Origin of the sequence: Maribacter antarcticus DSM 21422, from assembly GCF_000621125.1 — a bacterium.
GTDB lineage: Bacteria > Bacteroidota > Bacteroidia > Flavobacteriales > Flavobacteriaceae > Maribacter > Maribacter antarcticus.
The window spans coordinates 91,366-115,295 of the sequence record NZ_JHZC01000009.1 but is presented as its reverse complement, the minus strand read 5'-3'; the positions used below and the strand labels follow the sequence as shown (position 1 = coordinate 115,295).

The window sequence follows — 23,930 nt, the reverse complement described above, 5'->3', positions numbered from 1 at the left end:
CTAAAGGGAAATATGGGTTTTGTAGTAGTTATAAAGATCCGCTGGCCCAGCACCTAAATAATGTTTTACGTGTACCACCCCAAAGTGATATTGTAAGGTGAAAACGCCTCTTTGTTCATATCTTCTAACGGAAGTTTGTACCGTGCTAGGCATAATCGCAAAGCGTGTTAACTTGTAAATTCGTTGAATAAATTCGTTGTCCTCGTAAATGGTGTATGCTTCATTAAAGCCGCCTGCTTTTTGAAATAGATTTTTAGAAATGTATAGCGATTGGTCACCCCCTCTGCAGATTTGGTGGTTAATTCTTGTGCACCAGGCAAAAAAACGCAGGAATTTATTGTGGCTATCAAATCTGAGTTTAAAGCAGCCTGCTTCAAAACCTTTGGAGAAGGTGTTTAGGATATGGGTATCAAAACCTTTGGGAGGTAGTGTATCCACATGCAAGAAGTACAAGAGGTCTCCAGTTGCCATCTGCGCGCCTTTATTCATTTGCTTGGCCCTTCCCTTCGCTGCAGAAACTACTTGAACTCCTAAATCCAAAGCTTCTTTTACCGTATGATCTACACTACCACCGTCTATGACAAGCACTTCCTTTATATTCTTAGAGGTGGTATTTTTCTGAATAGCTACGAGTACTTTTCGAATATAATCCTCCTCGTTAAGAACGGGGATGATAATGCTTATTTGGGGTTTATTTTCTTTCATTGAACTAGGCAAAGCTTCTAAATAGTAGTTTTACCCCAAAGAACCTTACAGTTTTTTGATTAATTCCCTAAATAGTTTCACCATTTTGGGTTCTGTGTTTTCCGCTATGGATATGATTTCTGCAATATCCACAGGTTTAAGATTATCTGGGTCGCACTCATCCGTAAGCACCGATACGGCTACGATTGGTAATCCTAAGTGGTTGGCGACAATCACTTCTGGGACCGTGCTCATCCCCACGGCATCCGCTCCTAGGATTTTAAGCATCCGATACTCTGCCTTGGTTTCCAGTTGAGGTCCTACCACCGAGGCATAGACTCCTTTTTTTAAGGATATATTATGTTCGGCAGCCAATTGCTCTAATTTTAGGCGCATATCTAAATCATAAGGTTCTGACATATCGGCAAAGCGCTCCCCGAACTGGGCAACATTTTTAAAGGCCAATGGAGAACCGCCCTGCAGGTTTATATGGTCTTCAATAAGCATCATATCCCCTTTTTTATAATTTAGATTGATGGCGCCGGCGGCATTGGAAATAAATAATTTTGTAATACCAAGAAGGTGCATCACGCGAATAGGGTACGTGATATCCAGAAAATCATAGCCTTCGTATAAATGAAAGCGTCCTTGCATAACCACTACCTTTTTACCGGCTATGGTTCCAAAAACTAATTTTCCAGCATGGAATTCTACGGTTGCCAGCGGGAAAAATGGAATTTGATTGTAATGTGCCTCAATCCTGTCTTCTATTTCATCTACCAACTTCCCTAGTCCTGTTCCCAGTACAATTCCTATTTCAGGCTTATCAAACCCCTTACTAATAAGGTAGGCTACAGATTCCTCTAATTGTTTTTTCATCATTATCTCATGTGTTTTAAAAAAGGCGCAAAGGCCTTAATGTCCTTAATATCTTCGTAGTGGTCTACGTCGTTTTTAGGTGCGAGCAATGTGGTTTTTTCGGCTAATAAATTAGATAAAGTGTCTTGGAGTACTGTTGCTGTTCCCCAATCTTTGGCTTGGAACACTTCCGGGATAAAATGTTTCATTCCTAGTAGATAATAACCACCATCTACTGCAGGACCTACCACGAAATCATGAGTATCCAAAGCGCTAAATGCTGCTTCTAAATCTTTTTGGGAGAGATCGTACATATCACTTCCAATAACGATAATTTTTTCAAAATCGTTTTGAAAGCCCTCTAAAAAAGCATTCGCCATGCGTTCACCCAAATCCTGACCTGTTTGCAGTTTTTTATCAAAAACAGTAGTGTTCCAGATATCGTCCTTCCAAATTTCTTCGGAATAGTATACCGTTTTTTTAGCATAAAGTCCAGAAGTAATGGCTACGGTATGGTTCAGTAAAAATTGATAAATATCCAATGCAGTTTCGTCGCCCACCTTTGCCGCTAAGCGTGTTTTACACTTTCCTAGTTCAGGATTGCGGGTAAAGATGAGTAACAGATTACGAGATTTCGCTAAGGTAAAATCTATCGTCTTTGCGTCTGTTGCTGTTTTTTTTGTTTGTAGTATGCCCAAGTTTTATTTTTAAAATATCTAATTTGTTTTACCCACTGCTCACTAGTAGACCTTCACTCCCTTCAAAAGTAGCTTCCCCCAATGTTTACTAAAGGCATGTACGCTGTCCGTTGGTTGTTCCTTATTGTTGTAGATAGCGCCATTCTTGTTTTTCCACTGAAATATGCCACCATAAAGGTTTTTAACGTCTTTATATCCTAAAGCTAGGAGTTTTTCCCCAATGTCTTCGGAACGCACACCAATAGAACAGTACACGATAATCGATTTTTCTTTATCTAGAATTTGTTCCAGTACCAGATTCGCTTCAAATGCTTTGTCTCCCACCCAAATAGCATTCTTAAGATGACTGATGTCATACTCCTCTTTTTTTCTAGTGTCCAAAAGTATTACCGTGGTAGTATCGGATATATTTTTAGGATAAATGTAAGGCACGGATTCACTATTGAACCGTTTTAGTGTTTTGTCCAATTTAGATTGCCCTAAGACCACGGCGTTGTAGCATAAGAGTATTACTAAGGCAAAAAGAAATCGCATAGAAATGTATTAGGTTTTAACAAAGGTACTATTTTCGTAGGGTACGTTGGAGGATTCACAAATCATAAAAAATTGGAATTTATGGCCAGTAACCCTAAATATTTGATAGTTATAGCGCTTTTGGTACTTGTTTTTTCTTGTAAGGACAAGGAGCCGATAAAGCAACTGGTAACCATTGAAAACGATAGTACGTATTACACCGAAGACTATAGGCCACAGTTTCATTTTACACCAGAGCGCAACTGGATGAATGACCCTAACGGACTTGTATATCATCAGGGAGTATATCATTTGTTCTATCAGTATTATCCGGATGATATCGTTTGGGGGCCCATGCATTGGGGCCATGCTGTAAGTTCCGATATGTTGCATTGGGAGCATAAACCAATTGCGCTGTATCCTGATGAAAATGGATTTATATTTTCTGGAAGTGCCGTGGTAGACGCTAATAATACGACTGGCTTTGGTACTGCTAATAATCCGGCGCTAGTTACTATTTTCACCTACCATGATATGGAAGGAGAACAAGCTGGTAAAACGGATTTCCAGACTCAAGGTATTGCTTACAGTTTAGATAATGGCGATAGTTGGACCAAGTACAAGGATAATCCGGTTATAGGAAATACGGAAGTAAGAGATTTTAGAGACCCTAAGGTTTTTTGGAACGAAAAGGAAGAACTTTGGACGATGCTTTTGGCAGCCGGAGACCATTTACAAATATGGAATTCCACCAATTTAAAGGAATGGGAGCAGGTAAGCGAATTCGGCAAAAACCAAGGAGCCCACGGGGGTGTCTGGGAATGTCCAGATATGTTTCCCTTGCAGGTAGATGGAACAGGCGAAACAAAATGGGTACTGCTGATTAGTATAAATCCTGGTGCTCCAAACGGTGGTAACGGCACACAATATTTTATAGGTGATTTTGATGGTAAGACCTTTGCCTCTGACCAAGCAGAAAATAGATGGTTGGATTTTGGGAGGGATAATTATGCTGGTGTTACTTATAATAATACGCCAAATAAAGAACGAATTTGTATAGGTTGGATGAGCAATTGGGACTATGCCCGAGAAACACCTACCGAAAAGTGGCGTAGTGCTTCGACTGTTCCTAGAACCCTTTCACTTAGTAAAATCAATGGACTGTATGAGCTCCTAAACTATCCGCTTAAGAATTTTGACAAACTAGTTGATATTGGTGCCAAAGCTGAAGATATTATAGTAAAACCAAATGAAACAAATATTATGAGCTTGGCGACTGAAAACCAATCTGAGATTCGTTTTAAAACGGCGGCACGCGATTTTGTTTTAAGTTTTAAAAATGACAGTACCGATAGTCTCGCTATAGCTTTGGATGGAAAAAATAAGATGATAACTTTTGATAGGCGAAATTCTGGGCTAACTGACTTTGCAGCTAATTTTGCAACAACCGTTCAGAAAATGCCAATAGACAATCTGCCCGAGGGCGAAGTTGAGATTCGAATATTGTTAGATGCTTCTTCCATTGAACTTTTTATACACCAAGGTCAGTATGTGATGACCAATCAGCTTTTTCCAAGAGATGCATATACTACTTTGGAAATTTTAAATACTTCTAATGTGGAGCTTCAAGTGAAGGGTTTCCGGGAAAGTGCTGTAGCGGGTATTTGGAAGAATTAGCATTTTTAGTGTATCTCTCACAATACATTTATGTTTAAACTCACCGCCGTTCCAAGCCTAGCCTAGGCATATGTTTGTTTTTAGTCTGGACGGAGGAATTGCTTCGTACTTCGTATTAATCTTTGAAAATAATTTTGTTATTACCAGTGTTCCAAGTTTTTAAAAACAAAAAAATCCTTACTGTGAAGTAAGGATTTTATGTGGTGCCTCCAGGAATCGAACCAGGGACACATGGATTTTCAGTCCATTGCTCTACCAACTGAGCTAAGGCACCATGTCGCTATAAGCGGCTGCAAATATAATTTCAAATTTAGGATATACCAACTAAATCTTAAAAAAAGCGAAATAAGATTTATCGTGTTAGAAGATTTGGAATACAAGTAGTTGTATTTCAATATCCTGTAAACACATTTATTCTCTATGTATAGAATCGTAAACCTTGTGTAGTTTTAGATTTGTGATATTCTACACGGCTACTATTTCACAGCGTTTATCATAAAGTCTTCTTAATAAAATCTAAAAGCGCATTAGACAACAGGGTATTATTCCATACTTTAGAGCTAATCAATATCAAAAACGAATAAGAGTTATGTAAAACACCATAGTTCTAAACTAACTAAACCTTTCAATACTATTCTGTTTTATTTCTTACAATCAAGATAAAACCAAAGGAATACGAAGGAACTAATTCAAACACTTTATGAAAAGAAGAAATTTTGTTCAATTATCCGGAATGGGTGCCGCTTCGCTTTTGTTGCCAACTACTATGATGGGGAATAGCATCCATGCAGAAGCGCTGTTAGAGCCTGGTATGGATGTACTCGTAAAAAAGCGTATGGCCGATGTTGCCTTGAATACGGCAAAATCTATGGGCGCTACCTATGCAGATGCTCGCATAGGACGTTACCTGAATCAATATGTATTTACCCGAGAAAGTAAAGTGCGGGGTGTTCAAAATACGGAATCTTTTGGTATTGGAATCCGAGTTATTGCAAACGGGACATGGGGCTTTGCTTCCACCAATAGCGTAACAGAAGACGGAATTAAAAAAGCTACGGAACAGGCTGTAGCAATTGCGAAAGCAAATTCTAAAATACAGACAGAGCCGGTACTACTGGCTCCCGTGCAAGCGTACGGAGAGGTTTCTTGGAAGACACCCATCAAAAAGGATTTTAAGGAAGTTCCGGTATCGGAAAAAGTAGATTTGTTGCTCAACGCTAATGCTGCCGCTATGGATAACGGTGCCAACTTTGTGAATTCTTCACTTTTTATGATAAACGAGCAAAAATATTTTGCTTCAACCGACGGTTCCTACATAGACCAAGATGTGCATCGTATTTGGCCCACATTTGGGGTCACCGCTATTGATCGTGGGGCCGGAACCTTTAAGACCCGCCAAGCGATGAGTGCACCTATGGGTCTGGGGTATGAGTATATGGATGGTCTTGCTTCTGAAAAATTAGAAGGTCCTGCAGGGATAACCTTATATAAAAAGAGTTACGATATTGTAGAAGATGCGGTACAAGCTGCCAAACAGGCAACGGAAATGCTTACTGCAAAATCAGTTGATGCAGGAAAGTATGATTTAGTGCTAGAGCCTAATCATTTAGGATTAACCATTCATGAAAGCGTAGGACACCCCTTAGAATTGGATAGGGTACTAGGGTATGAGGCCAATTATGCCGGAACCAGTTTCGCTACCTTGGATAAGTGGAAATCCGGTGATTTTAATTATGGAAGTGACATTGTGAACCTAGTTGCTGATAAAACTATGGAAGGCAGTTTGGGTGCTGTTGGTTATGATGACGAAGGAGTGAAGTGTAAACAATGGGATTTGGTACGTAACGGGACTTTAGTTAACTACCAAGCGACTAGAGATCAAGTAAATATTATTGGTCAAAATGAATCTCATGGGTGTTGTTATGCACAAAGCTGGAAAGATGTGCAGTTTCAACGTATGCCAAACGTATCCTTAGAATCAGGTAAGGATACGTATTCCATTGACGAAATGATAAAGGATGTTGAAAAGGGAATTTATATTGCTGGAAGAGGTTCTTATTCTATTGATCAGCAGCGATACAATTTCCAGTTTGGAGGGACGGTTTTTTATGAGATAAAAAACGGTGAGATTGTAGGCATGTTGAATGATGTAGCCTACCAATCTAATACGCAGGAGTTCTGGAATTCCTGCGCTAAGATTTGCGATGAGGGAGATTACCGAATGTTCGGGTCGTTCTTTGATGGTAAAGGTCAGCCTTCGCAATCAAGTGCGGTATCTCATGGTAGTTCAACTACCAGGTTCAATGACATCAATGTAATCAACACAGGTCGTTCCATTTAAATGGAACACAACTCAAAAGAAAAAATAATGGCAATATATACAGAACAAGAAGCTAGAAAAATAATGGAAAAAGCGCTCAGCTTTTCCACAGCAGATATCTGCGAGGTAAATTTAAGCGGCAGTGAGAGCGGAAATATACGGTATGCCCGTAATTCGGTTTCCACAGCGGGGCATCAATCTAACCAAAACTTGGTGATACAATCCAGTTATGGTAAAAAATCGGGAACGGCTACCATAGACGAATTTGATGATGCCTCGTTGGAAAAGGTTGTAAAGCGTGCCGAGGAATTAGCAATGCTGTCCCCGGAAAATTCTGAATTTATGGAGCCTTTAGGGCCACAGATGTATGACGAAGCGATCACCTACGTGGATGCAACAGCTAAAATAACCCCAGATTATCGGGCTGAAGTGGCCAAGAGCAGTATAGTGCCTGCAAAGGAAAAAGAGGTTACCGCTGCTGGATTTTTAGATGATTCCAATGACTTTAGTGCGATGATGAATTCCAAGGGATTGTTTGCTTATAATAAGTCTACAAATGTAGATTTTACGGTGACCATGCGCAGTAATGATGGTACAGGATCGGGTTGGGTGTCTAGGGATTATAATGACATCACCAAATTTGATTCCTTAGAAGCATCAAAAGTAGCTATTGACAAAGCAGTAATGTCCATGGAAGCTAAGGCAATAGAGCCTGGAAAATATACGGTAATATTGGAACCGGCTGCTGCGGGAGATCTTATTCGCAATATGAGTAGATCATTAAGTGCGAGAACTGCAGATGAGGGGCGTAGTTTCATGTCCAAAGAGGGGGGTGGCACAAAAATGGGTGAAAAAATCGTTGATGAACGGGTTAATCTGTGGTCTGACCCACTAAATGAGGAAGTGCCTACAGGTACATGGAATGGGGCTGGACAAGCTCTAAAGAAAACATCTTGGTTAGAGAATGGCGTAGTTAAAAATTTAGTTTACGATCGTTTTTGGGCGCAGGAAAAAGGGGTTGAGCCTGTACCTTCTCCAAGAAATCTTATTATGGGTGGTGGAGATGCCACATTAGAAGATTTGATAAAAAGCACCAAAAAGGGGATTCTAGTCACCCGTTTATGGTATATAAGATCTGTAGATCCGCAAACCTTACTCTATACTGGACTTACTAGAGACGGAACTTTTTATATAGAAAACGGAAAGATTAAATATCCAGTCAAGAACTTCCGTTTTAACGAAAGTCCAATTATCATGCTAAACAATCTAGAAACGCTAGGGAAGCAAGTGCGCATTAATGGAAATTTGATTCCGTACATGAAGGTTCGTGACTTTACTTTTTCTAGTTTGTCTGACGCGGTTTAGTAAATATAGATTAAACAAATACTGGTTGTAACCTATTTTGTTACAACCAGTATTTGTTTCACCACAATTAGAATCGAGGTCATTGAACAACACTTTTTTCTTTACAAGGTTACAATATGAATCCGGAGATTGGGATGTAGACCAGCGTATGCCCTCTAATTTACTTAATTCTCTAGTAGAGTACACCACACTGCAAGTAGATACGGTTGAGAACATCGTTTTGCTCGCGAGTGATACTATTTTTAAATGTCCGTTTTGTTACCTCTCAGGGCATAAACTAGTCCAGTTCACCAAAAAAGAAAAGGAAAATTTTAAAAAGTATGTGGACAATGGCGGTTTTGTCTTTGTGGATGATTGTAATCATGACATCGACGGACTCTTTGCCAAGTCTTTTGAGCGCCAAATGGAAGAAATATTTGGCTTTGATACACTGCGGAAAATACCAAACAATCACGAAATTTATAATATATTTTTTGAGTTTGAAGATGGTCCACCAACCACATCACAAGAGCTAAATGGTTGGGGAGACGATTTGGTGCATGAGTATTTAAAAGCTATAGAAGTCAACGGAAGAATAGGCGTATTATATAGTAACAAGGATTATGGTTGCGAGTGGGATTATGATTTTAGAAATAAACGATGGTATAAAATAGACAACACACGGTTTGGGGTAAATATCGTGATGTATGCATTAACCTCATAATAGGAGAAAATGGACAAAAAGCTGCTAACAGCGGAAAAAGAGATAAAGGCACTGACGAATAAGTTGGGGCTGTTAAAAAAGGAAATCGCTAAGGTAATTGTTGGTCAGGAAGAAACGGTAGAGCAGTTGTTAATTACCTTTTTAGCTGGCGGACATGCCCTTTTAGAAGGAGTTCCGGGTTTGGCTAAAACGCTCTTGATTAAAACAATTTCACAGGCCATAGAATTGAAGTTCAGTAGAATACAATTTACACCGGATCTCATGCCTTCAGATATAGTGGGAACTGAAATTTTGGAGGAAGATCATACAACAGGAAAAAAATTCTTTAAGTTCAACAAAGGACCCATTTTCGCAAATATTATTTTGGCAGACGAAATCAATAGAACACCACCCAAAACACAGGCAGCCTTATTGGAAGCGATGCAGGAATTTGAGATTACCTATTCTGGGCAGACCTATCCTATGGATAGGCCCTTTTTTATCTTAGCAACGCAAAACCCGATTGAGCAATCGGGTACCTTTCCTTTACCAGAGGCACAGCAAGACCGTTTTTTGTTCTATATAAAAATTGGATATCCCTCCGAAATTGAGGAAGCAGCCATTTTAAAAACAACTACAGGCTCAAAGAAAGTTACGGTAAATAAAGTATTAGGAGGGGAGGATATAATGCAATTACAGCAACTGGTACGTGATGTACCCATCAGTGATGATCTTATGGGGCATGTAAATACGATTGTTAGGGCTACACGGCCGGTAACTACGGCCAATAGCTATGTTAAAGAATGGGTAAGTTGGGGTGCCGGTCCAAGAGCCGGGCAGGCGATGATTCTTACGGCAAAGGCACGTGCCTTGCAAGCGGGGCGTTTTTCCGTGACTCCAGAAGACTTAAAAAAGGTGGCCTTCCCGGTTTTACGCCATCGGATTATTGTCAATTTTAGGGCGGAAGCGGAGGGTATTACTTCAGATTCAGTTACCCAAAAACTGGTGGAGGACATCCTAGGAAATACAAAAGAGTAATACAGTGAAACAAGACTACAAGCAATTATTAAAACCAAAGATTATCAATAGCGTTTCGGGTTTGGCCCTTATCGCTCGTGTAATTGTGGATGGGTTTTTGGCAGGTGCTCATGGAAGCAGAAGGGTAGGTCCTGGTTTAGAATTTAGTCAATATAGGGCATATCATCCAGGGGATGATATGCGTTTGTTAGATTGGAAAATGTTGGCGCGTTCCGGCAGGTATTACATAAAGGAATCCGATATAGATACCCATGTCGTCGTAAAGTTTATTGTGGATTCCAGTGCGTCTATGATGCATGAAGAAGATGGATTATCCAAGATGGATTATGTTCGGGTCTTGGTGGCCTCTTTAGGGTATTTGGCCCATCAACAAGGGGATGCCGTTGGTTTGTTTGCACTTAATGATTCTCGGTTACAAAGTTTATATCCTACATCCCATAAACAACATTACAATCGCCTATTGCACGAGTTGATTGAAATAAAAACGATCGGGAGCTGGCCAAATAACCAAAACGATATCGCTAAAATACATCAACGGAGTCATAAGGAACTGCTATTTGTGATTACCGATATGCATGAAGATAATACTGAGTTGACCCAGTGGATTACAACCTTAAAAACAGCTAGAAACGAGGTGGCTGTGTTACAGGTTATAGGAAAAAATGAATTGGAATTCGACTATACAGGCCCTATGGTCTTTGAGGATTTGGAAACGGGAAAACGGATAAAGGTCGATGCAAAACAGGCGAAAAGCAGCTATACAGCGGCGATGAATAAACATCTAGAAACCGTAAAAAACACCTTCTTGTCTAACGGAATAGGATTTGAACTGTTTAGGAGCGATGCGCCTATGGACAAGGCCTTGCAGTTGTTTTTAAAGAAAAGAATCCGCCTCAACTGATATGACTTTTTTTCAACCAACATATCTATGGGGTCTATTTGCAGTAACACTCCCCTTGATTATCCACTTATTGAATAAGGGGGATGTGAAGACCATAAAGGTGGGGAGTATTCGCTATTTAAAGGAACAGGAAACTAAGCAAAGCAGACAGTTGAAATTAAATGAGTTGTTGCTATTATTCTTGCGTATGCTGCTATTAGCATTGTTGGTTTTTGCGCTAGCGGAACCGAAGTTAAACCTTCAAAATAAAAATGTCGCCTTGACTTATGTAATGGAGCCGTCATTGCTCAAAGAAGGTCAAATGAACCATTTTTTAGAAGATGCTCCGGACGCTACTTTACGACTATTAGCCAAAGGGTTTCCTGAATTAGACATTGAGAACCTCCCGGATATTAAAACCGACAATTGGCAAATGGCCCAGGAGTTACAGCAGTTGAATTCCGACAGTATCGTAGTTTTTTCCAAAGCTATGTTGAGCGGTATGAAAGGAATTCGGCCCACGATTTCAAATAATGTGCATTGGATAGTGATGGATGAGATTGTGACAACCGATAGTCTTGTTGGAGCATCGGCTGTAAACGAAGGCGTATTGTTACATGCTGTAAAAGGAGATGATACGTATACTGATATTCAAAACGAATTTATTCCAAAAGACCAAATCATCTATGAATTTGGCGACAGTATTTCTTTGGAATATAACGGCGTAGCGCATAAATTACCTTTGTGGCCTTCCGATACGGTGCAGGTGGGTTTGTATTATGATATCGATTTTTTGAAGGATAAATATTTCTTTTCCGCTGCTTTTGAGGCTTTGATTAAGTACACGCAACAGCCATTGTTGGTCACCGAAGTTCAGGATGTTGGGGAAGATGAATTTGATATAATCGTTTGGCTTAAAACCAGGCCCACTCCAGATTTCGAAGGTACGTTAATTCGTTTTCAGCCAGATAGCCTAGCCAATGACTTGATTGCAGAAACATCACAAAATAATAGGTTTGACCTAACGGAACGGCTAAGTATTGAAAATGTCCTAAACGGAAGGTTAACAGAACGTTTGTCACAAATAGTAGGATTTAGGCCACAACTGAAAGAAGCGGTTACAAGTTTGGATAAAAGAACAATATCTGAAGAAGAATTTATACCAGCGGTTGTTGATATGGAAGCAAGTAATAAAACCCAAAAGAGGAGTTCTTTGAATCTATGGTTTTGGGTCGTTGCACTTTTTGTTTTGGTGGCGGAACGTATAACGGCTAAATTGAGGAGGCAATGACAGCCGCTAAAAGCATCATTCAAAAAACGCTCGTAAAATGGCGCTTGCTTCGGATTTCAGAAATCATGCTGATTGCCCTTGGTGTTGCGCTGCTAGTCTATTTTACTTCGTATAATTTTTGGATTTCGACAGGAATTTTTTTGTTGGTAGCTCTGCTTACGGTCTTGTGGGGAAAACTTTGGCAGTATGGTCGGAGCGATGTTTGTATTCATCTGGACAATACTGTCATCGAAATGGAGCACAGTACCTCTCTTTTGTTGGAACCACAAAACAAATTGAGTTTATTGGCCAAAATTCAACAGTCCAAAATGGCTGATGCAATACAGGATAATAAGAATCAAATCCGTCTAAAACATAATTTATGGAGGAATTTTATAATTGCGGCGGTCTGTGTTGGACTTGGTGTTTTTTTACAGAATTCCGGATTTTTAGATTTTTCCAGTGCAATTCCATCAGGGATACCTAAAAAAGATGCGATTACTTTTACTCCTTTGGATACGCTTGTAGCTAACATAGTTCCGCCTGAGGTTATTAGCCGAAGCATTACAGTAAGTTATCCTTTCTATACAGAGAAAGCTGCTTTTACAACTTCGGAGTTGAATCTAGAGGTGCTGGAAGGTTCGTATGTGAATTGGACTGTAGGATTTGATAAAAATATAAAGGAAGCTTGGTTGCAGTTTGGTTCGGATGCGCTATCTATGGATTTAAAGAATGATTTTTATGTAAAAGAGATGCGAGCGAAAAGTTCAAGTTTTTATACCCTTAAGTTTCTCGATTCCTTAGGGAACGTATATTTATCCAATTTATATGCTTTGGAGGTATATGCCGATGAACCTCCCGTGGTAACTATGAACGATTTGCCGCAGTTTTCGACCTTTGAGGTTGATAGTCCACAAGAATTGGAATTCACCACCAATATAACTGACGATTTTGGAATTGTAGATATCGCAATCATCGCAACAGTAAGCAAGGGAGCCGGAGAATCAGTCAAGTTTCGAGAAGAACGCTTAGCGTTTGACACGCCGTTTCAAAAAGGATTTAAAGCTTCCGAGCTAAGAAAAAAAATTGATTTACAGACCTTAAAAATGGAGCCAGGAGACGAACTTTATTTTTATGTTGAGGTAAAAGACAACAAAGAGCCAAAGCCTAATATTACGAGAACCGAAACGTATTTTTCAGTCATAAAAGATACGATAACGGATGTCTTTGCGGTAGAGGGTACTATGGGAGCTGATTTAATGCCTGATTATTTCAGGAGCCAACGCCAACTGATTATCGACACTGAGAAATTAATTGCTGAAAAATTTACACTAAAAAATAAGGATTTTAATTTGAGGAGTAACGAACTGGGTTTTGATCAGAAAGCTTTACGGCTCAAGTATGGCCAATTTATGGGCGATGAAAGTGAAGCGCCTTCTGCACCAAAAGAAATTGGAGAAGCCACAATTCCGGAAGATATGTTGGACGACTACTCTCACAAACACGATGGTAATAACGAACATAATTTGGTGGCAGAGGAAGATGATGGTCATCAACACGATAATGAAGCGGCAGAAGGTACAGAAGAAGACCCTTTGGAAGCGTACGTCCATAATCATGAAGACCCAGAAGCATCTACCTTATTTGCTAAATCATTACGAAGCATGTTAAAGGACGCGATGTCAGAAATGTGGGATGCGGAGCTGTATCTTCGCCTCTATGAACCTGAAAAATCACTTCCCTACCAGTACAAAGCTTTGAAGTTGATTCAGGAAATAAAGAATAGTGCTCGTATTTATGTACATCGCATCGGTTTTGATCCACCACCAATAAAAGAGGATAAGCGATTGACAGGGGAGCTTAAGGATATAAAAGGTTTTAGCAAAACAGAAGAACTGGAGCGTGAGGAAGTGTACCCCAAGATGATGGAAGCTTTAGGATTATTGGAGCTGGTTTTGTCTGGTAAAGGTGGACTTTCTGAAAACGACAGGTTCATCTTGCAAGCTGCAGGGGATGAATTGGCCGTTTTGGCTATAGCCGAGCCTAGTGCCCATTTGAATACGTTACAAGCCATAAAATGGCTCTCCGAATCCAAGCAAATCAACGTAGACAAAGTAAACACTGTCCATGCTGGACTCCTAAGGGCATTACCCGAACCAAATCCGGTTCCTAGTGGCAACAATAGGTACCAAGGAAAATTAAATCAACTATTTTTAGAAGCCTTGGAAACTAATGAATAATCAACTCCATTTTATAAACGAGCAATGGCAGTGGCCTGCTTTGGGTATTGCTTTTTTATTACTGCTGCTTTTTATTTGGACAGCATGGAAAGGAAGCTTTAATAGAGGTTTTTTCGTCAACAGTACTGTAGGTGTTTTGGCTGTTATCGCGCTGTCATTTCTTTTTTTAAGACCTACACGAGCCGCCGAAGTTTCAGGCAGTGCTTTGCTGCTTACGCAAGGGTATACTGCTGAGCAATTTGATAGTATTAAAAAACAGCTAAATAACGTTAAAGTAATCAAATATAACACCGGAGTAGATTTTTCTAGTTCGACAGATTCTATTGGTCAAGTCACAATATTGGGTCAAGGACTGCGGGATTTTGATTTTTGGCAGTTGGAGGGAATCCCAACATACTACATCAAAGGTGATATGCCAAAAGGTATTGTGAAATTGAACTATCCAAAACAGCATCGGATGGGTGATTTACTGTTTATTAATGGGGTGTATCATCAGCCTGTTTTAGGAAACCGACTTGTACTACAATCTTCAAGTGGAGAAGGTTTGGATTCCATAGTTTTTGATAGTGATGAAAATTTTCGATTCAAGTTTGATAGCTATCCAAAAACATCTGGAAAGTATATTTATCAGCTTACCGAAAAGGATAGTGCGGGTAAAATCCTTGATAGTAGTCCGCTTCCTTTAATGGTATTGAAGAAACAAGTGCTTCGAATTTTTATCAGCAACCAATCTCCGTCTTTTGAAACTAAATATTTGAAAAATTTTTTATCAGAAGAAGGTCATGAATTAGTGGTGCGTAGTCAGATTACCAAAGGTAGGTTCAAATTCGAGTATTTTAATACGCCTAGAAGTGCCCTGTACAATTTTTTAGAAAAAGATTTAAAAAAGTTTGACTTGTTGATTTTAGATACGGATACTTTTTTGAGCTTATCAAAAGGTTCGAAGCAAAGTATCACCAACGTAATTAGGGCGTATGGTACAGGTGTATTTGTACAACCTAATGAAGCTTTATTCAGGACCGCTAACGGGATGGTTGATTTTGGATTTGAAAGGGATGGGAAGGATGAGATTTCGACTTTTAATAAGACTAAAGTACAACTAGAGAAGTATCCCTATGCCTTTGAGGATAAGAAGGCCAATGGTATAGTCTCAGAAAACTATACGTATGGTTTAGTGCTAGGAAAAGGGAGGTTAAGCACCACGGTATTGACTAACACGTATCAATTGGTATTAGATGGTAAGAGTGCCTCGTACCGAGAGGTTTGGTCAAAAATCATTGAAGGTGCCACAAGGCCGCAGGAAGCAGCTGGAGTATTTGAAACTTCTGATTCTTTTGCATTTCAGGACACACCATATTCGTTTACGTTGCGCACTGTACTAGTAAAGCCAGTGGTGCAGCAATCGGATGATTATTCGATACCATTGATTAAAGATTTGGTTCTTGAAGATACGTGGCATGGTACAACCTACCCGGTACAAAAAGGGTGGCAGTCTCTTGCAGTGCAAGGTGATACCAGTCTTGTTATGGATTATTTTGTTATGGACACCATCCAATGGAAATCGGTAATAGGGGCGAATACGATTTTGGAAAATAGTAGGGTTTTTAACCCGTCAGATACGTTAGCGGTGAATAGAAAAATAACTTCTGAGGTTTCTCGCTGGGGATTCTTTTTAACTTTTTTTTGTGCTATGGCATATTTATGGCTCATGCCAAAATTAAAAGCATAATCAGTTTTATATCTTTGTAATATGAATTTAGTGGTAGATATTGGTAATACATATATCAAATTTGCGGTGTTTAAAAAGAAGGGGCTATTGTTCGATGAGTATTTTGAACCGTCGTTTTTTTTGGAAAAGGTAAGGTCAGTTTTTGAAGCATTTCCAGAAATACGTTTCGCAATTATAGCATTGGTAGGTAAATCCGATGAAAAGGCTTTCGAGGTATTGTCCCTTTTTTGTAAGGTACATGTGCTAACTTCAAAATCTAAAGTCCCTTTTAAAAACAGTTACGCAACGTCAAACACACTAGGAATCGATAGAATTGCCTTGGCTACTGCTGCTTTTTACCACAATCAAGGTGGAAATACCTTAGTTATCGATGCAGGTACTTGTATTACGTATGATATTATAAATGATATTAATGAATATTTGGGTGGGGCTATTTCCCCTGGTGTCAATATGAGGTATAAGGCGATGCATGGTCAAACAGAAAAGCTTCCATTGCTGAAAAAGGAAGACCCTATTGATTTTATTGGAAACTCCACAAATAACTGTATGCATAGTGGTGTGATATATGGTGTGCTCCATGAAATAGAAGGGGTAATTTCGCAATACGCCCAACGATTTAAACATTTAACAGTTATTTTAACAGGGGGTGATAGTCATTTTTTGTCTAAACGACTAAAAAATACCATCTTTGCGGATTCCAAATTCCTCCTTAAGGGGCTTAATTATTTGCTAGAATACAATAAGCATTAGATGATCAGAAAAATTGTAGTTACAATTGTGTGCATCGCCACTACGGGTATATTTGCCCAAGAAGGAACTGTTTCTCCTTATTCTTTTTTCGGTATTGGTGATTTAAGAACTGCCGGTACCGTAGAAAACCAGATGATGGGAGGAATAGCTGTCTATGCAGACAGTATTCACATTAACCTAAGAAATCCCGCTGCTTATGCGCAATTGGGTTTAGATGTTTGGGATAATAAAGGGTTGGTTGTGTATACGGCAGGAATTTCAAATAAACAATTTCGTTTTAGGGATTTTACTTCAGAAGAGCGTAGTGCGGTTACCAACTTGGATTACCTTTCTCTTGGTTTTAGTCTAGGAAATAAACTAGGAATGGGATTTGGTATTACGCCATATACAGCCGTGGGTTATAACTTTCGAGATGAGCAACCCAACAGTGAACAGCCGCTTACCAATGTTTTTAACGGTGAGGGCGGATTAAATAGAGTGTATTATTCCGTGGGCTATGAAATTATAAAGAACGTTAGCATCGGGGCAACCATAAATTATAATTTCGGTATTTTGGAGAGCGAACGCCTGCAGCAGATAGAAGATGTTCAGTTTGGTTCTTTCGACAGAAAAAAATCAAATATAAATGGGTTTGACTTTAACTATGCGGTAAATTATACGCCGGCCATCACCGATAAATATACCCTACATACTTCTGTTCGGGTAAATACTCAGCGTAACCTTGTATCTAAGAACGAAAGAAGAATAGGGTCTTTTTCTGTGGCCACAGGAGGTTCTATAGAAGAAATAAATGTAGATTTAGAAGGCCAAAACTTAAAAAATACGGAATTTAAGATTCCTACCACAACTACTTTGGGTTTAGGGTTTGGGGAAAATAGAAAATGGTTTGTTGGTGGTGAGTATAGTTTTCAAGCCTTGAGTGCTTTTGAAAATCCTTTTTTGGGTGTGCAAAATATTGTGTATAAAGATGCTAGTTCGTTTGCCTTTGGGGGATTTATTACTCCGAATAGTGGATCTTTTTCAAGCTACCTAAACCGTGTGACTTACAGGGCGGGACTGCGGTTAGACAAGACTGGAATGGTGGTTAGTGATGTAGATATAAATAATTTTGGCATAACTTTTGGAGTTGGACTACCTCTAGGACGGAGTTTATCCAATCTTAATTTGGGTTTTGAATTAGGAAAAAGAGGAACAACACGAGCTAATTTAGTCGAGGAAAGTTATTTTAAAATAAATATAGGACTTTCTCTTAACGACCGTTGGTTTCAAAAGAGAAAAATTAACTAAAAAAATATTTAGTACAATAACCACTTTAAACTTAGCAAAATGAAAATGAAAATTTACTTCGTGGCAATTATGTTCTTAGGAATGATGGGGGTAAGTAATGCTCAGGCACAAAATCCTGAATGTATGACTAATCTCTCTATTTATTCAGAGCACGCAAAAGTCAAAAATTATGAAGCAGCTTACGAGCCATGGAAAATGGTCTATGAGACTTGCCCTAAATTAAACTATGCAACGTATTTCTACGGCGAGCGTATCTTAAAAAATAAAATAGCCAAGGGTCCGGTAGCAGAAAAAGATGCTCATGTTCAAATGTTACTTGAGATCTACGATAGCAGATTACAATACTATGCGTCAAAAACAAGTGTAGCCGAAACCGATATCGACAAGGCTATGTTGATGAGCGATGAGGAAATGATTGACGACGAGAAGATGTACGGGATGCTAAACGACGCGTTTGGAAAAGACAAGAAAAACTTTACCAATCCCAAAGCGCTATACCTATATTTTTCTAGCCTGGTAGATTTACATAATGAAGGTAAAAAAGAATTACAGGAAGTCTTTGATGTGTATGATGAAGTAACCACTAAGATTGAAGATGAGAATGATGCAATTACCATAAAGATTGGTAAGCTGTTGCCAAAAGAGGAGAGTGGTACATTGACTTCTAAAGAAAAACGTGCGTTAAAATCATATAATTCATATTCCGAAAACTACGGTAAAATAGGTGGAAGTATAGATTCAAAGTTAGGGGTTTTAGCCGATTGTGGGAATCTAATCCCTTTATACGAGAAAAATTTTGAAGCCAAAAAAGGCGATGTGAAATGGGTTAAGGGAGCCGTTTCTAGAATGTTCAGTAAGGATTGCACTGACGACGACCTTTTTGTTAAACTTGTGGAAGCCCAAAAGAACTTAGACCCATCTGCAGATATTTTTGTGTATTTAGGTACGCTTAAAATGAAGAGTGGAGATTCTAAAGGGGCTATGGTCGATTTCGATAAAGCAATAAGTTTGGAAACAGACGGGGTGAAGAAATCTAAAATCGCTATGAAGGTTGCTGCGATTAACAAAAGAAAAGGTAGTAAATCTGCAGCCAGGAGTTATGCGCAAAAAGCAATTGATGCGAATCCTTCAAATGGTAGAGCTTATTTGCTAATTTCGAACCTGTATGCCTCTAGTGCCAATGGATGTGGAACAACTTCTTTTGATAAACGTGCTATGTACTGGAAAGCAGCAGATATGGCTGCGAAAGCAGGTAGAGTAGACCCTTCTGTAAGGTCTTCTGCAAACCAAGCGGTTGCTAGTTATGCACAAAAGGCACCGAGTAAGGAAATGATTTTTAGTTCAGGAATGGCAGGAAAGACAGTTACATTTTCTTGCTGGGTAGGAGGAAGCGTAAAGGTTCCTACATTGTAAGATGATAACGAATAACCTAGATATTTTTAAAAGCATTGCTGTGGTAGTAACTATGGCAATGCTTTTTTCTTGCCAAGATGGGTATAAACGTGTTGGTGATGAAGCGATAAAGCGCATAGTTCCACAGAATATTGCTAAAGATTTTGTGCTTACGTACACAGAAATACCGAAAAAAATAACTTCAGAGGATACAGGTTCAACAAGAGTGATGGCAGTTCTTTCAGGTCCCGTGAGAAAAGATTTTGAAAATTTGAATTTTCCATATCAAACATTTCCTGAAGGTCTGTTATTAGAGATTTTTAACGAAAAAGACGAACGTACTACCATAGAGGCAGACCATGGAATCTTGTATTCGGCTACTGGTGTTGTAAATTTGAGAGGGAACGTAATAATTAAGTCAGATGATGGTAAAAAGTTGGAAGCGCCGCAACTATACTATGATCGTACAAATGAATGGGCTTTTACCCAAGAAAAGTTTAAATTTACCAATCCTGAAGATGGTACCGTAATGGATGGCAAAGGAATGGATATAAAGAAAGACTTAAGTATTATGAATGCTCATAAGACGTTTGGATTAATGCTTATAAAAGAGGAAAAAGATGATTAGGATTTTAAGGTACACAGAGTATTTGTATGCAATAGTGGCTGTTTTTTCATTGTATAGAATTTTTACAGATTGGAATGCGGATAGACCCATGGCGTATATATTTATCTTTTTTGCAATCATATCCGCTGGCATGTTCTTTTTTCGAAGAAATTACCGAAAAAAGTTTGAACAACGCCAAAAGGATAATGACAATTAATAGTGGATCCAGACCTTCTTATTATCATATTATCCCTTGTTTTTTCAGCCTTTTTTTCGGGGATGGAAATTGCTTTTATTTCTGCGAACAAGATTCACATAGAAATCGAAAAAAAGCAGGAGGGTGTTCTTGCCAAGGTATTTACGAAGCTTACCAAAAAACCATCTAAGTTTATCGCTACCATGCTCATTGGTAACAATATTGCCTTAGTAATTTATGGTTTGTTTATGGGCGAACTACTTATGAGCTGGTTTTCTGGGCTAGCCCTGGAAAATAACTTGGTAAGGGTGTTTTTGACAGATTTTACCTTGTTGACCCAGACTGTTATTTCTACCTTGGTAATTCTTATTACAGCAGAGTTTCTTCCAAAGGTCTTGTTTCAAATTTACGCGAACAGCCTGCTTAGACTTTTGGCGATACCAGCTTATATTTTCTATCTTGTTTTTTCGTTAATATCCGAGTTCATTATTGGCATATCGGATTTTATACTAAAATATATCTTCCGAACACCAGGCGATGATGTTCAGCTCGCTTTTACTAAAATTGAGTTAGGGGATTATATAACCGAACAAATGGAAACTGTAGAAGAAGAGGATGAAGTAGATTCAGAAATACAGATTTTTCAAAACGCGTTGGAATTTGCAACTGTAAAAGCCCGCGAAGTAATGGTTCCAAGAACCGAAATCATGGCAGTGGAAATCCATGAAACACCTAAGAATTTAGCTAAACTGTTTACCGAGACAGGATTTTCCAAAATCCTTGTCTTTAAGGATACGGTAGACAATGTTATTGGGTACGTACATTCCTATGAGTTGTTTAAAAAACCTAAAACCATCAAAAGCATTCTTCTTCCCGTTGAGTTCGTGCCAGAGACTATGCTTGTTCAGGATATTTTGAATGTGCTGATAAAGAAAAGGAAAAGTATTGCTGTTGTATTAGATGAATATGGTGGTACGTCTGGCCTTGTGACGGTTGAGGACATTGTAGAGGAGCTTTTTGGAGAGATTGAGGACGAGCACGATACTACTGATTTAAGGGAAGAACAGATTGACGAAACCAATTTTTTGTTTTCGGCGCGCTTAGAGGTAGATTATCTCAACGAAAACTATAAGCTTAGTCTAAATTCATCCAATGAGTACGAGACTTTAGGTGGTATGTTGGTGCATCAACTAGGGGAAATTCCTGAGAAGGAAGCTGAAATTAATATTGATAATTGTAAGTTTACAATTAAGGAAGTCTCCAGTACCAAGATAGATTTGATTGCGCTGGAATTGCTGGACTTAGACTAATTAAATTTACAGCTATCATTTCCAGTCTTTTTAGTTTTTATTATTTCAATTAAAAATGGTAATTTCGCCACCTAATTTTTAGCATATCATAGAATGGCAGTTTTAGAAAATATAAGAAAACGTACTACGGTTTTAATCTTGATTATAGGTCTAGCCTTGTTTGCATTTGTGATTTCAGGTGTATTTACCAGTAGTGATTTTGGAAGTGGTGGCAAAATAGGCTCTTCTGTTGCAGAAATTAATGGCAATGAATTATCCATAGACGATTTTAGGCAAAAAGTAGAGGTCGCTTCTAGAAGGGTAGGGCCAACAGCATCTTCTTTACAAGTGATGAATCAGGTTTGGGACCAAGAGGTCAGGAATAGTATTCTTGGAGCACAGTTTAACGATTTGGGAATAGGCATAGAACAAGACCAAATCGTAGACTTTCTTGAAACCGCTGGTTACGGACAGAATCCGCAGTTTCAAAACGCTAACGGCATGTTTGATCCAAATTTATTTAGACAAACGGTTATGGATTGGAAAGTAAATAATCCTCCACAATACGATGCATGGCTGCAGACGGAAGAACAAATTGTACAAATGGCCAAGGAGCAAACCTATTTCAATTTGGTTAAAGCTGGTGTTGGTGCTACATTAAAAGAAGGAGAGTTGGATTATAAATTAGCCTCCGAAAAAATGGATATCAAATATGTTCGCGTTCCTTACAGTAGTATTGCAGACAGTACCATCTCAGTAAGTAAGAAAGAGATTGCGGCATATGTTAAAGAGCATCAGAGTGATTACAAGCAAGAAAAGTCAAGGGACATCCAATTCGTTTATTTTGATGAAAAACCGTCAGCAGCAGATGACCAAGCCATAAAAGCATCAGTTGCAAAATTATTAGACGACACGGTTGAATATAATGCAAAGACAGATCGCAATGATACTATTAAAGGATTCAGCAATGCGTCTAACATGGCTGCGTTCTTAAGCCGATATTCAGATGTTCAATTCGATACGATATACAAGGCAAAAAAGGGATTGTCAGCAACTGTTGCAGATACGCTAATGAGTTTGCAGGTAGGTGAGTTTTATGGTCCTTATAGAGACGGTGTTTCTTATAAAGTAACAAAAATGATGGATAGAAAACCTAATGGTTCTATAAAATCTAGTCATATCTTAATTACATACGAAGGAGCTACACGTGCCAATCCAGATATCAAAAGAACCAAGGAAGAAGCAGAGGCGAAAGCAAATGAACTGTTTAAGGACGTAAAGAATAATGTAGCCGATTTTACGGCGTATGCAAGGGATAACTCTGATGGACCTTCAGCTCCACAAGGTGGAGACCTAGGCTATTTTCAACAGGGAAAATTAGCTGCAGAGTTCAATGATTTTATTTTTTCTAATCCTATCGGAAAAGTAGGTTTGGTAGAAACGGATTTTGGTTTTCATATTATTAAGGTTGATGATAAGGAAGATATCGTTCAGTTAGCGACCCTTTCCAGGGAGGTTCTTGCTTCAGAGGAAACCATTAATACTTTATTTACAAACGCTACGAAATTTGAAATGGAAACGATTGCCGATGAAAATGAGTTTTCAAGTATAGCTAAAACTAATGATTATTTGGTAAGACCGGTGAACAGCATAAAGGAATTGGATGAGAATTTACCAGGTTTAGGATTACAACGTACTTTAGTACAGTGGGCGTTTAATGGAGATACCAATGTTGGTGACATCAAACGGTTTAATATCAATAACGGATATGCTGTTGCTCAAGTGACCGGGAAATACAAAGAAGGTTCAATGGCTCCAGAAGATGCTTCAATGACCGTATTGCCTATTTTAAGAAAAGAGCGCAAAGCAGCTCAAATTATTTCAGCGAGTAAAGGAAAAGTAATGGACGCCTTTGCTAAGGACAACAATGTGTCTGTTTCAACCGCTTCTGCGTTAACGGTCAAGTCACCTACCATTCCTGGTGCAGGAAGTGAACCTATTGTTGTGGGAACGGCTTATGGTATGGCGCAGGGTGAATCTTCCGGATTGTTGGAAGGGAATACTGGAGTGTTTATGATAGAGGTTACAAAAAGAACGGAGGCTCCAAAGTTAGATAATTATAGCACGTATGCGAATACCTTAAAAAGTAATGCAGCTAACAGGGTAAATACTGCAGTTTATAACGCGTTAAAAAGAGGTGCTGAAATAGAAGATAAAAGAGCTACTTTTTATTAACTGGCTACAATAAAATGAACCAAAAAGAGCCTCCAATATTGGAGGCTCTTTTTGGTTAGCCCATTGGGTCCTCTATATTTTATACTTAACTCGCCACGTATAAAGAGGTTTCTTCTACACCACATTGTATAAAATCTTTACTTATACTAGAAGCGGTGGCTGAACTTTTTCGGGTAAAATAGATTTGGTAAATATTTCGAATTCCCCTTACTTCTGTCTA

At 38.9% G+C, this 23,930-nt stretch carries 19 protein-coding genes and 1 tRNA gene; 15 read left to right on the top strand and 5 right to left on the bottom strand.

Annotated features, from left to right (window positions below; translation table 11 throughout):
• The 4 genes from Q360_RS0110490 to Q360_RS0110475 are packed head-to-tail and all read right to left on the bottom strand — an operon-like array spanning position 1 to position 2,774.
• On the bottom strand, positions 1-705 hold the full coding sequence (locus tag Q360_RS0110490; protein ID WP_027077058.1) for a TIGR04283 family arsenosugar biosynthesis glycosyltransferase: 705 nt from the start codon (positions 703-705) through the stop codon (positions 1-3).
• 45 nt (positions 706-750) lie between these two features.
• Positions 751-1,566, bottom strand: a complete 816-nt coding sequence (locus Q360_RS0110485) for a purine-nucleoside phosphorylase (RefSeq protein WP_027077057.1) — start codon at positions 1,564-1,566, stop codon at positions 751-753.
• On the bottom strand, positions 1,566-2,240 hold the full coding sequence (locus Q360_RS0110480; RefSeq protein ID WP_027077056.1) for a TIGR04282 family arsenosugar biosynthesis glycosyltransferase: 675 nt from the start codon (positions 2,238-2,240) through the stop codon (positions 1,566-1,568). The genes Q360_RS0110485 and Q360_RS0110480 overlap by 1 nt, the downstream gene beginning before the upstream one ends.
• Positions 2,241-2,282: 42 nt before the next feature.
• On the bottom strand, positions 2,283-2,774 hold the full coding sequence (locus Q360_RS0110475; protein WP_027077055.1) for a rhodanese-like domain-containing protein: 492 nt from the start codon (positions 2,772-2,774) through the stop codon (positions 2,283-2,285).
• 81 nt (positions 2,775-2,855) lie between these two features.
• Here Q360_RS0110475 and Q360_RS0110470 point away from each other — a divergent pair, with 81 nt between their 5' ends.
• Entirely contained in the window at positions 2,856-4,430 is a 1,575-nt protein-coding gene (locus Q360_RS0110470) for a glycoside hydrolase family 32 protein (RefSeq protein ID WP_027077054.1), read from the top strand.
• A 201-nt stretch (positions 4,431-4,631) separates the two neighbouring features.
• On the opposite strand, the gene Q360_RS0110465 is transcribed toward Q360_RS0110470, so the two are convergent.
• A tRNA-Phe gene (locus tag Q360_RS0110465) sits at positions 4,632-4,704 on the bottom strand.
• 426 nt (positions 4,705-5,130) lie between these two features.
• Between Q360_RS0110465 and Q360_RS0110460 the strand changes: the two genes are divergently transcribed.
• The 14 genes from Q360_RS0110460 to Q360_RS0110390 all read left to right on the top strand — a co-directional run bounded on the left by Q360_RS0110460 (position 5,131) and on the right by Q360_RS0110390 (position 23,710).
• On the top strand, positions 5,131-6,771 hold the full coding sequence (locus Q360_RS0110460; protein ID WP_027077053.1) for a TldD/PmbA family protein: 1,641 nt from the start codon (positions 5,131-5,133) through the stop codon (positions 6,769-6,771).
• Between the two features lie 27 nt (positions 6,772-6,798).
• Positions 6,799-8,115, top strand: coding sequence for a TldD/PmbA family protein (locus Q360_RS0110455; protein ID WP_027077052.1), 1,317 nt, complete (start codon positions 6,799-6,801; stop codon positions 8,113-8,115).
• 82 nt (positions 8,116-8,197) lie between these two features.
• Entirely contained in the window at positions 8,198-8,818 is a 621-nt protein-coding gene (locus Q360_RS0110450; protein WP_027077051.1) for a DUF4159 domain-containing protein, read from the top strand.
• 9 nt (positions 8,819-8,827) lie between these two features.
• Positions 8,828-9,835 carry an AAA family ATPase gene (locus Q360_RS0110445; RefSeq protein WP_027077050.1) on the top strand — a complete coding sequence of 336 codons (1,008 nt, stop codon included), beginning with the start codon at positions 8,828-8,830 and terminating at the stop codon, positions 9,833-9,835.
• A 4-nt stretch (positions 9,836-9,839) separates the two neighbouring features.
• A complete protein-coding gene (locus Q360_RS0110440; RefSeq protein ID WP_027077049.1) occupies positions 9,840-10,736 on the top strand; it encodes a DUF58 domain-containing protein in 897 nt (298 codons plus the stop codon).
• Between the two features lies 1 nt (position 10,737).
• Positions 10,738-12,006, top strand: coding sequence for a BatA domain-containing protein (locus Q360_RS0110435; protein WP_036195650.1), 1,269 nt, complete (start codon positions 10,738-10,740; stop codon positions 12,004-12,006).
• A complete protein-coding gene (locus tag Q360_RS0110430) occupies positions 12,003-14,225 on the top strand; it encodes a hypothetical protein (protein WP_027077047.1) in 2,223 nt (740 codons plus the stop codon). The genes Q360_RS0110435 and Q360_RS0110430 overlap by 4 nt, the downstream gene beginning before the upstream one ends.
• Positions 14,218-15,954, top strand: a complete 1,737-nt coding sequence (locus tag Q360_RS0110425) for a hypothetical protein (protein ID WP_027077046.1) — start codon at positions 14,218-14,220, stop codon at positions 15,952-15,954. Before Q360_RS0110430 ends, Q360_RS0110425 begins: the two co-directional genes overlap by 8 nt.
• A gap of 21 nt (positions 15,955-15,975) precedes the next feature.
• Positions 15,976-16,704, top strand: a complete 729-nt coding sequence (locus tag Q360_RS0110420; protein ID WP_027077045.1) for a type III pantothenate kinase — start codon at positions 15,976-15,978, stop codon at positions 16,702-16,704.
• Positions 16,705-17,991: a membrane protein gene (locus tag Q360_RS0110415; protein ID WP_027077044.1), complete on the top strand. Its 1,287-nt coding sequence runs from the start codon at positions 16,705-16,707 to the stop codon at positions 17,989-17,991. It begins immediately after the preceding gene.
• Between the two features lie 39 nt (positions 17,992-18,030).
• Positions 18,031-19,404 (top strand): tetratricopeptide repeat protein, encoded by a 1,374-nt coding sequence (locus Q360_RS0110410; protein ID WP_027077043.1) that lies wholly within the window; start codon positions 18,031-18,033, stop codon positions 19,402-19,404.
• A gap of 1 nt (position 19,405) precedes the next feature.
• Entirely contained in the window at positions 19,406-20,011 is a 606-nt protein-coding gene (lptC, locus tag Q360_RS0110405; protein ID WP_027077042.1) for an LPS export ABC transporter periplasmic protein LptC, read from the top strand.
• A 258-nt stretch (positions 20,012-20,269) separates the two neighbouring features.
• Entirely contained in the window at positions 20,270-21,496 is a 1,227-nt protein-coding gene (locus Q360_RS0110395; protein WP_051554663.1) for a hemolysin family protein, read from the top strand.
• Positions 21,497-21,589: 93 nt separating this feature from the next.
• On the top strand, positions 21,590-23,710 hold the full coding sequence (locus tag Q360_RS0110390; protein WP_027077039.1) for a peptidylprolyl isomerase: 2,121 nt from the start codon (positions 21,590-21,592) through the stop codon (positions 23,708-23,710).
• Positions 23,711-23,930 lie beyond the last annotated feature (220 nt).

Coding starts and splice junctions, on each gene's coding strand:
- Q360_RS0110490 (WP_027077058.1), bottom strand. CDS start 705: ATGAAAGAAAATAAACCCCAAATAAGCATTATCATCCCCGTTCTTAAC.
- Q360_RS0110455 (WP_027077052.1), top strand. CDS start 6,799: ATGGCAATATATACAGAACAAGAAGCTAGAAAAATAATGGAAAAAGCG.
- Q360_RS0110395 (WP_051554663.1), top strand. CDS start 20,270: ATGGAAATTGCTTTTATTTCTGCGAACAAGATTCACATAGAAATCGAA.
- Q360_RS0110390 (WP_027077039.1), top strand. CDS start 21,590: ATGGCAGTTTTAGAAAATATAAGAAAACGTACTACGGTTTTAATCTTG.
- Q360_RS0110410 (WP_027077043.1), top strand. CDS start 18,031: ATGAAAATGAAAATTTACTTCGTGGCAATTATGTTCTTAGGAATGATG.
- Q360_RS0110475 (WP_027077055.1), bottom strand. CDS start 2,774: ATGCGATTTCTTTTTGCCTTAGTAATACTCTTATGCTACAACGCCGTG.
- Q360_RS0110445 (WP_027077050.1), top strand. CDS start 8,828: ATGGACAAAAAGCTGCTAACAGCGGAAAAAGAGATAAAGGCACTGACG.
- lptC (WP_027077042.1), top strand. CDS start 19,406: ATGATAACGAATAACCTAGATATTTTTAAAAGCATTGCTGTGGTAGTA.
- Q360_RS0110485 (WP_027077057.1), bottom strand. CDS start 1,566: ATGATGAAAAAACAATTAGAGGAATCTGTAGCCTACCTTATTAGTAAG.
- Q360_RS0110415 (WP_027077044.1), top strand. CDS start 16,705: ATGATCAGAAAAATTGTAGTTACAATTGTGTGCATCGCCACTACGGGT.
- Q360_RS0110470 (WP_027077054.1), top strand. CDS start 2,856: ATGGCCAGTAACCCTAAATATTTGATAGTTATAGCGCTTTTGGTACTT.
- Q360_RS0110460 (WP_027077053.1), top strand. CDS start 5,131: ATGAAAAGAAGAAATTTTGTTCAATTATCCGGAATGGGTGCCGCTTCG.
- Q360_RS0110430 (WP_027077047.1), top strand. CDS start 12,003: ATGACAGCCGCTAAAAGCATCATTCAAAAAACGCTCGTAAAATGGCGC.
- Q360_RS0110435 (WP_036195650.1), top strand. CDS start 10,738: ATGACTTTTTTTCAACCAACATATCTATGGGGTCTATTTGCAGTAACA.
- Q360_RS0110420 (WP_027077045.1), top strand. CDS start 15,976: ATGAATTTAGTGGTAGATATTGGTAATACATATATCAAATTTGCGGTG.
- Q360_RS0110425 (WP_027077046.1), top strand. CDS start 14,218: ATGAATAATCAACTCCATTTTATAAACGAGCAATGGCAGTGGCCTGCT.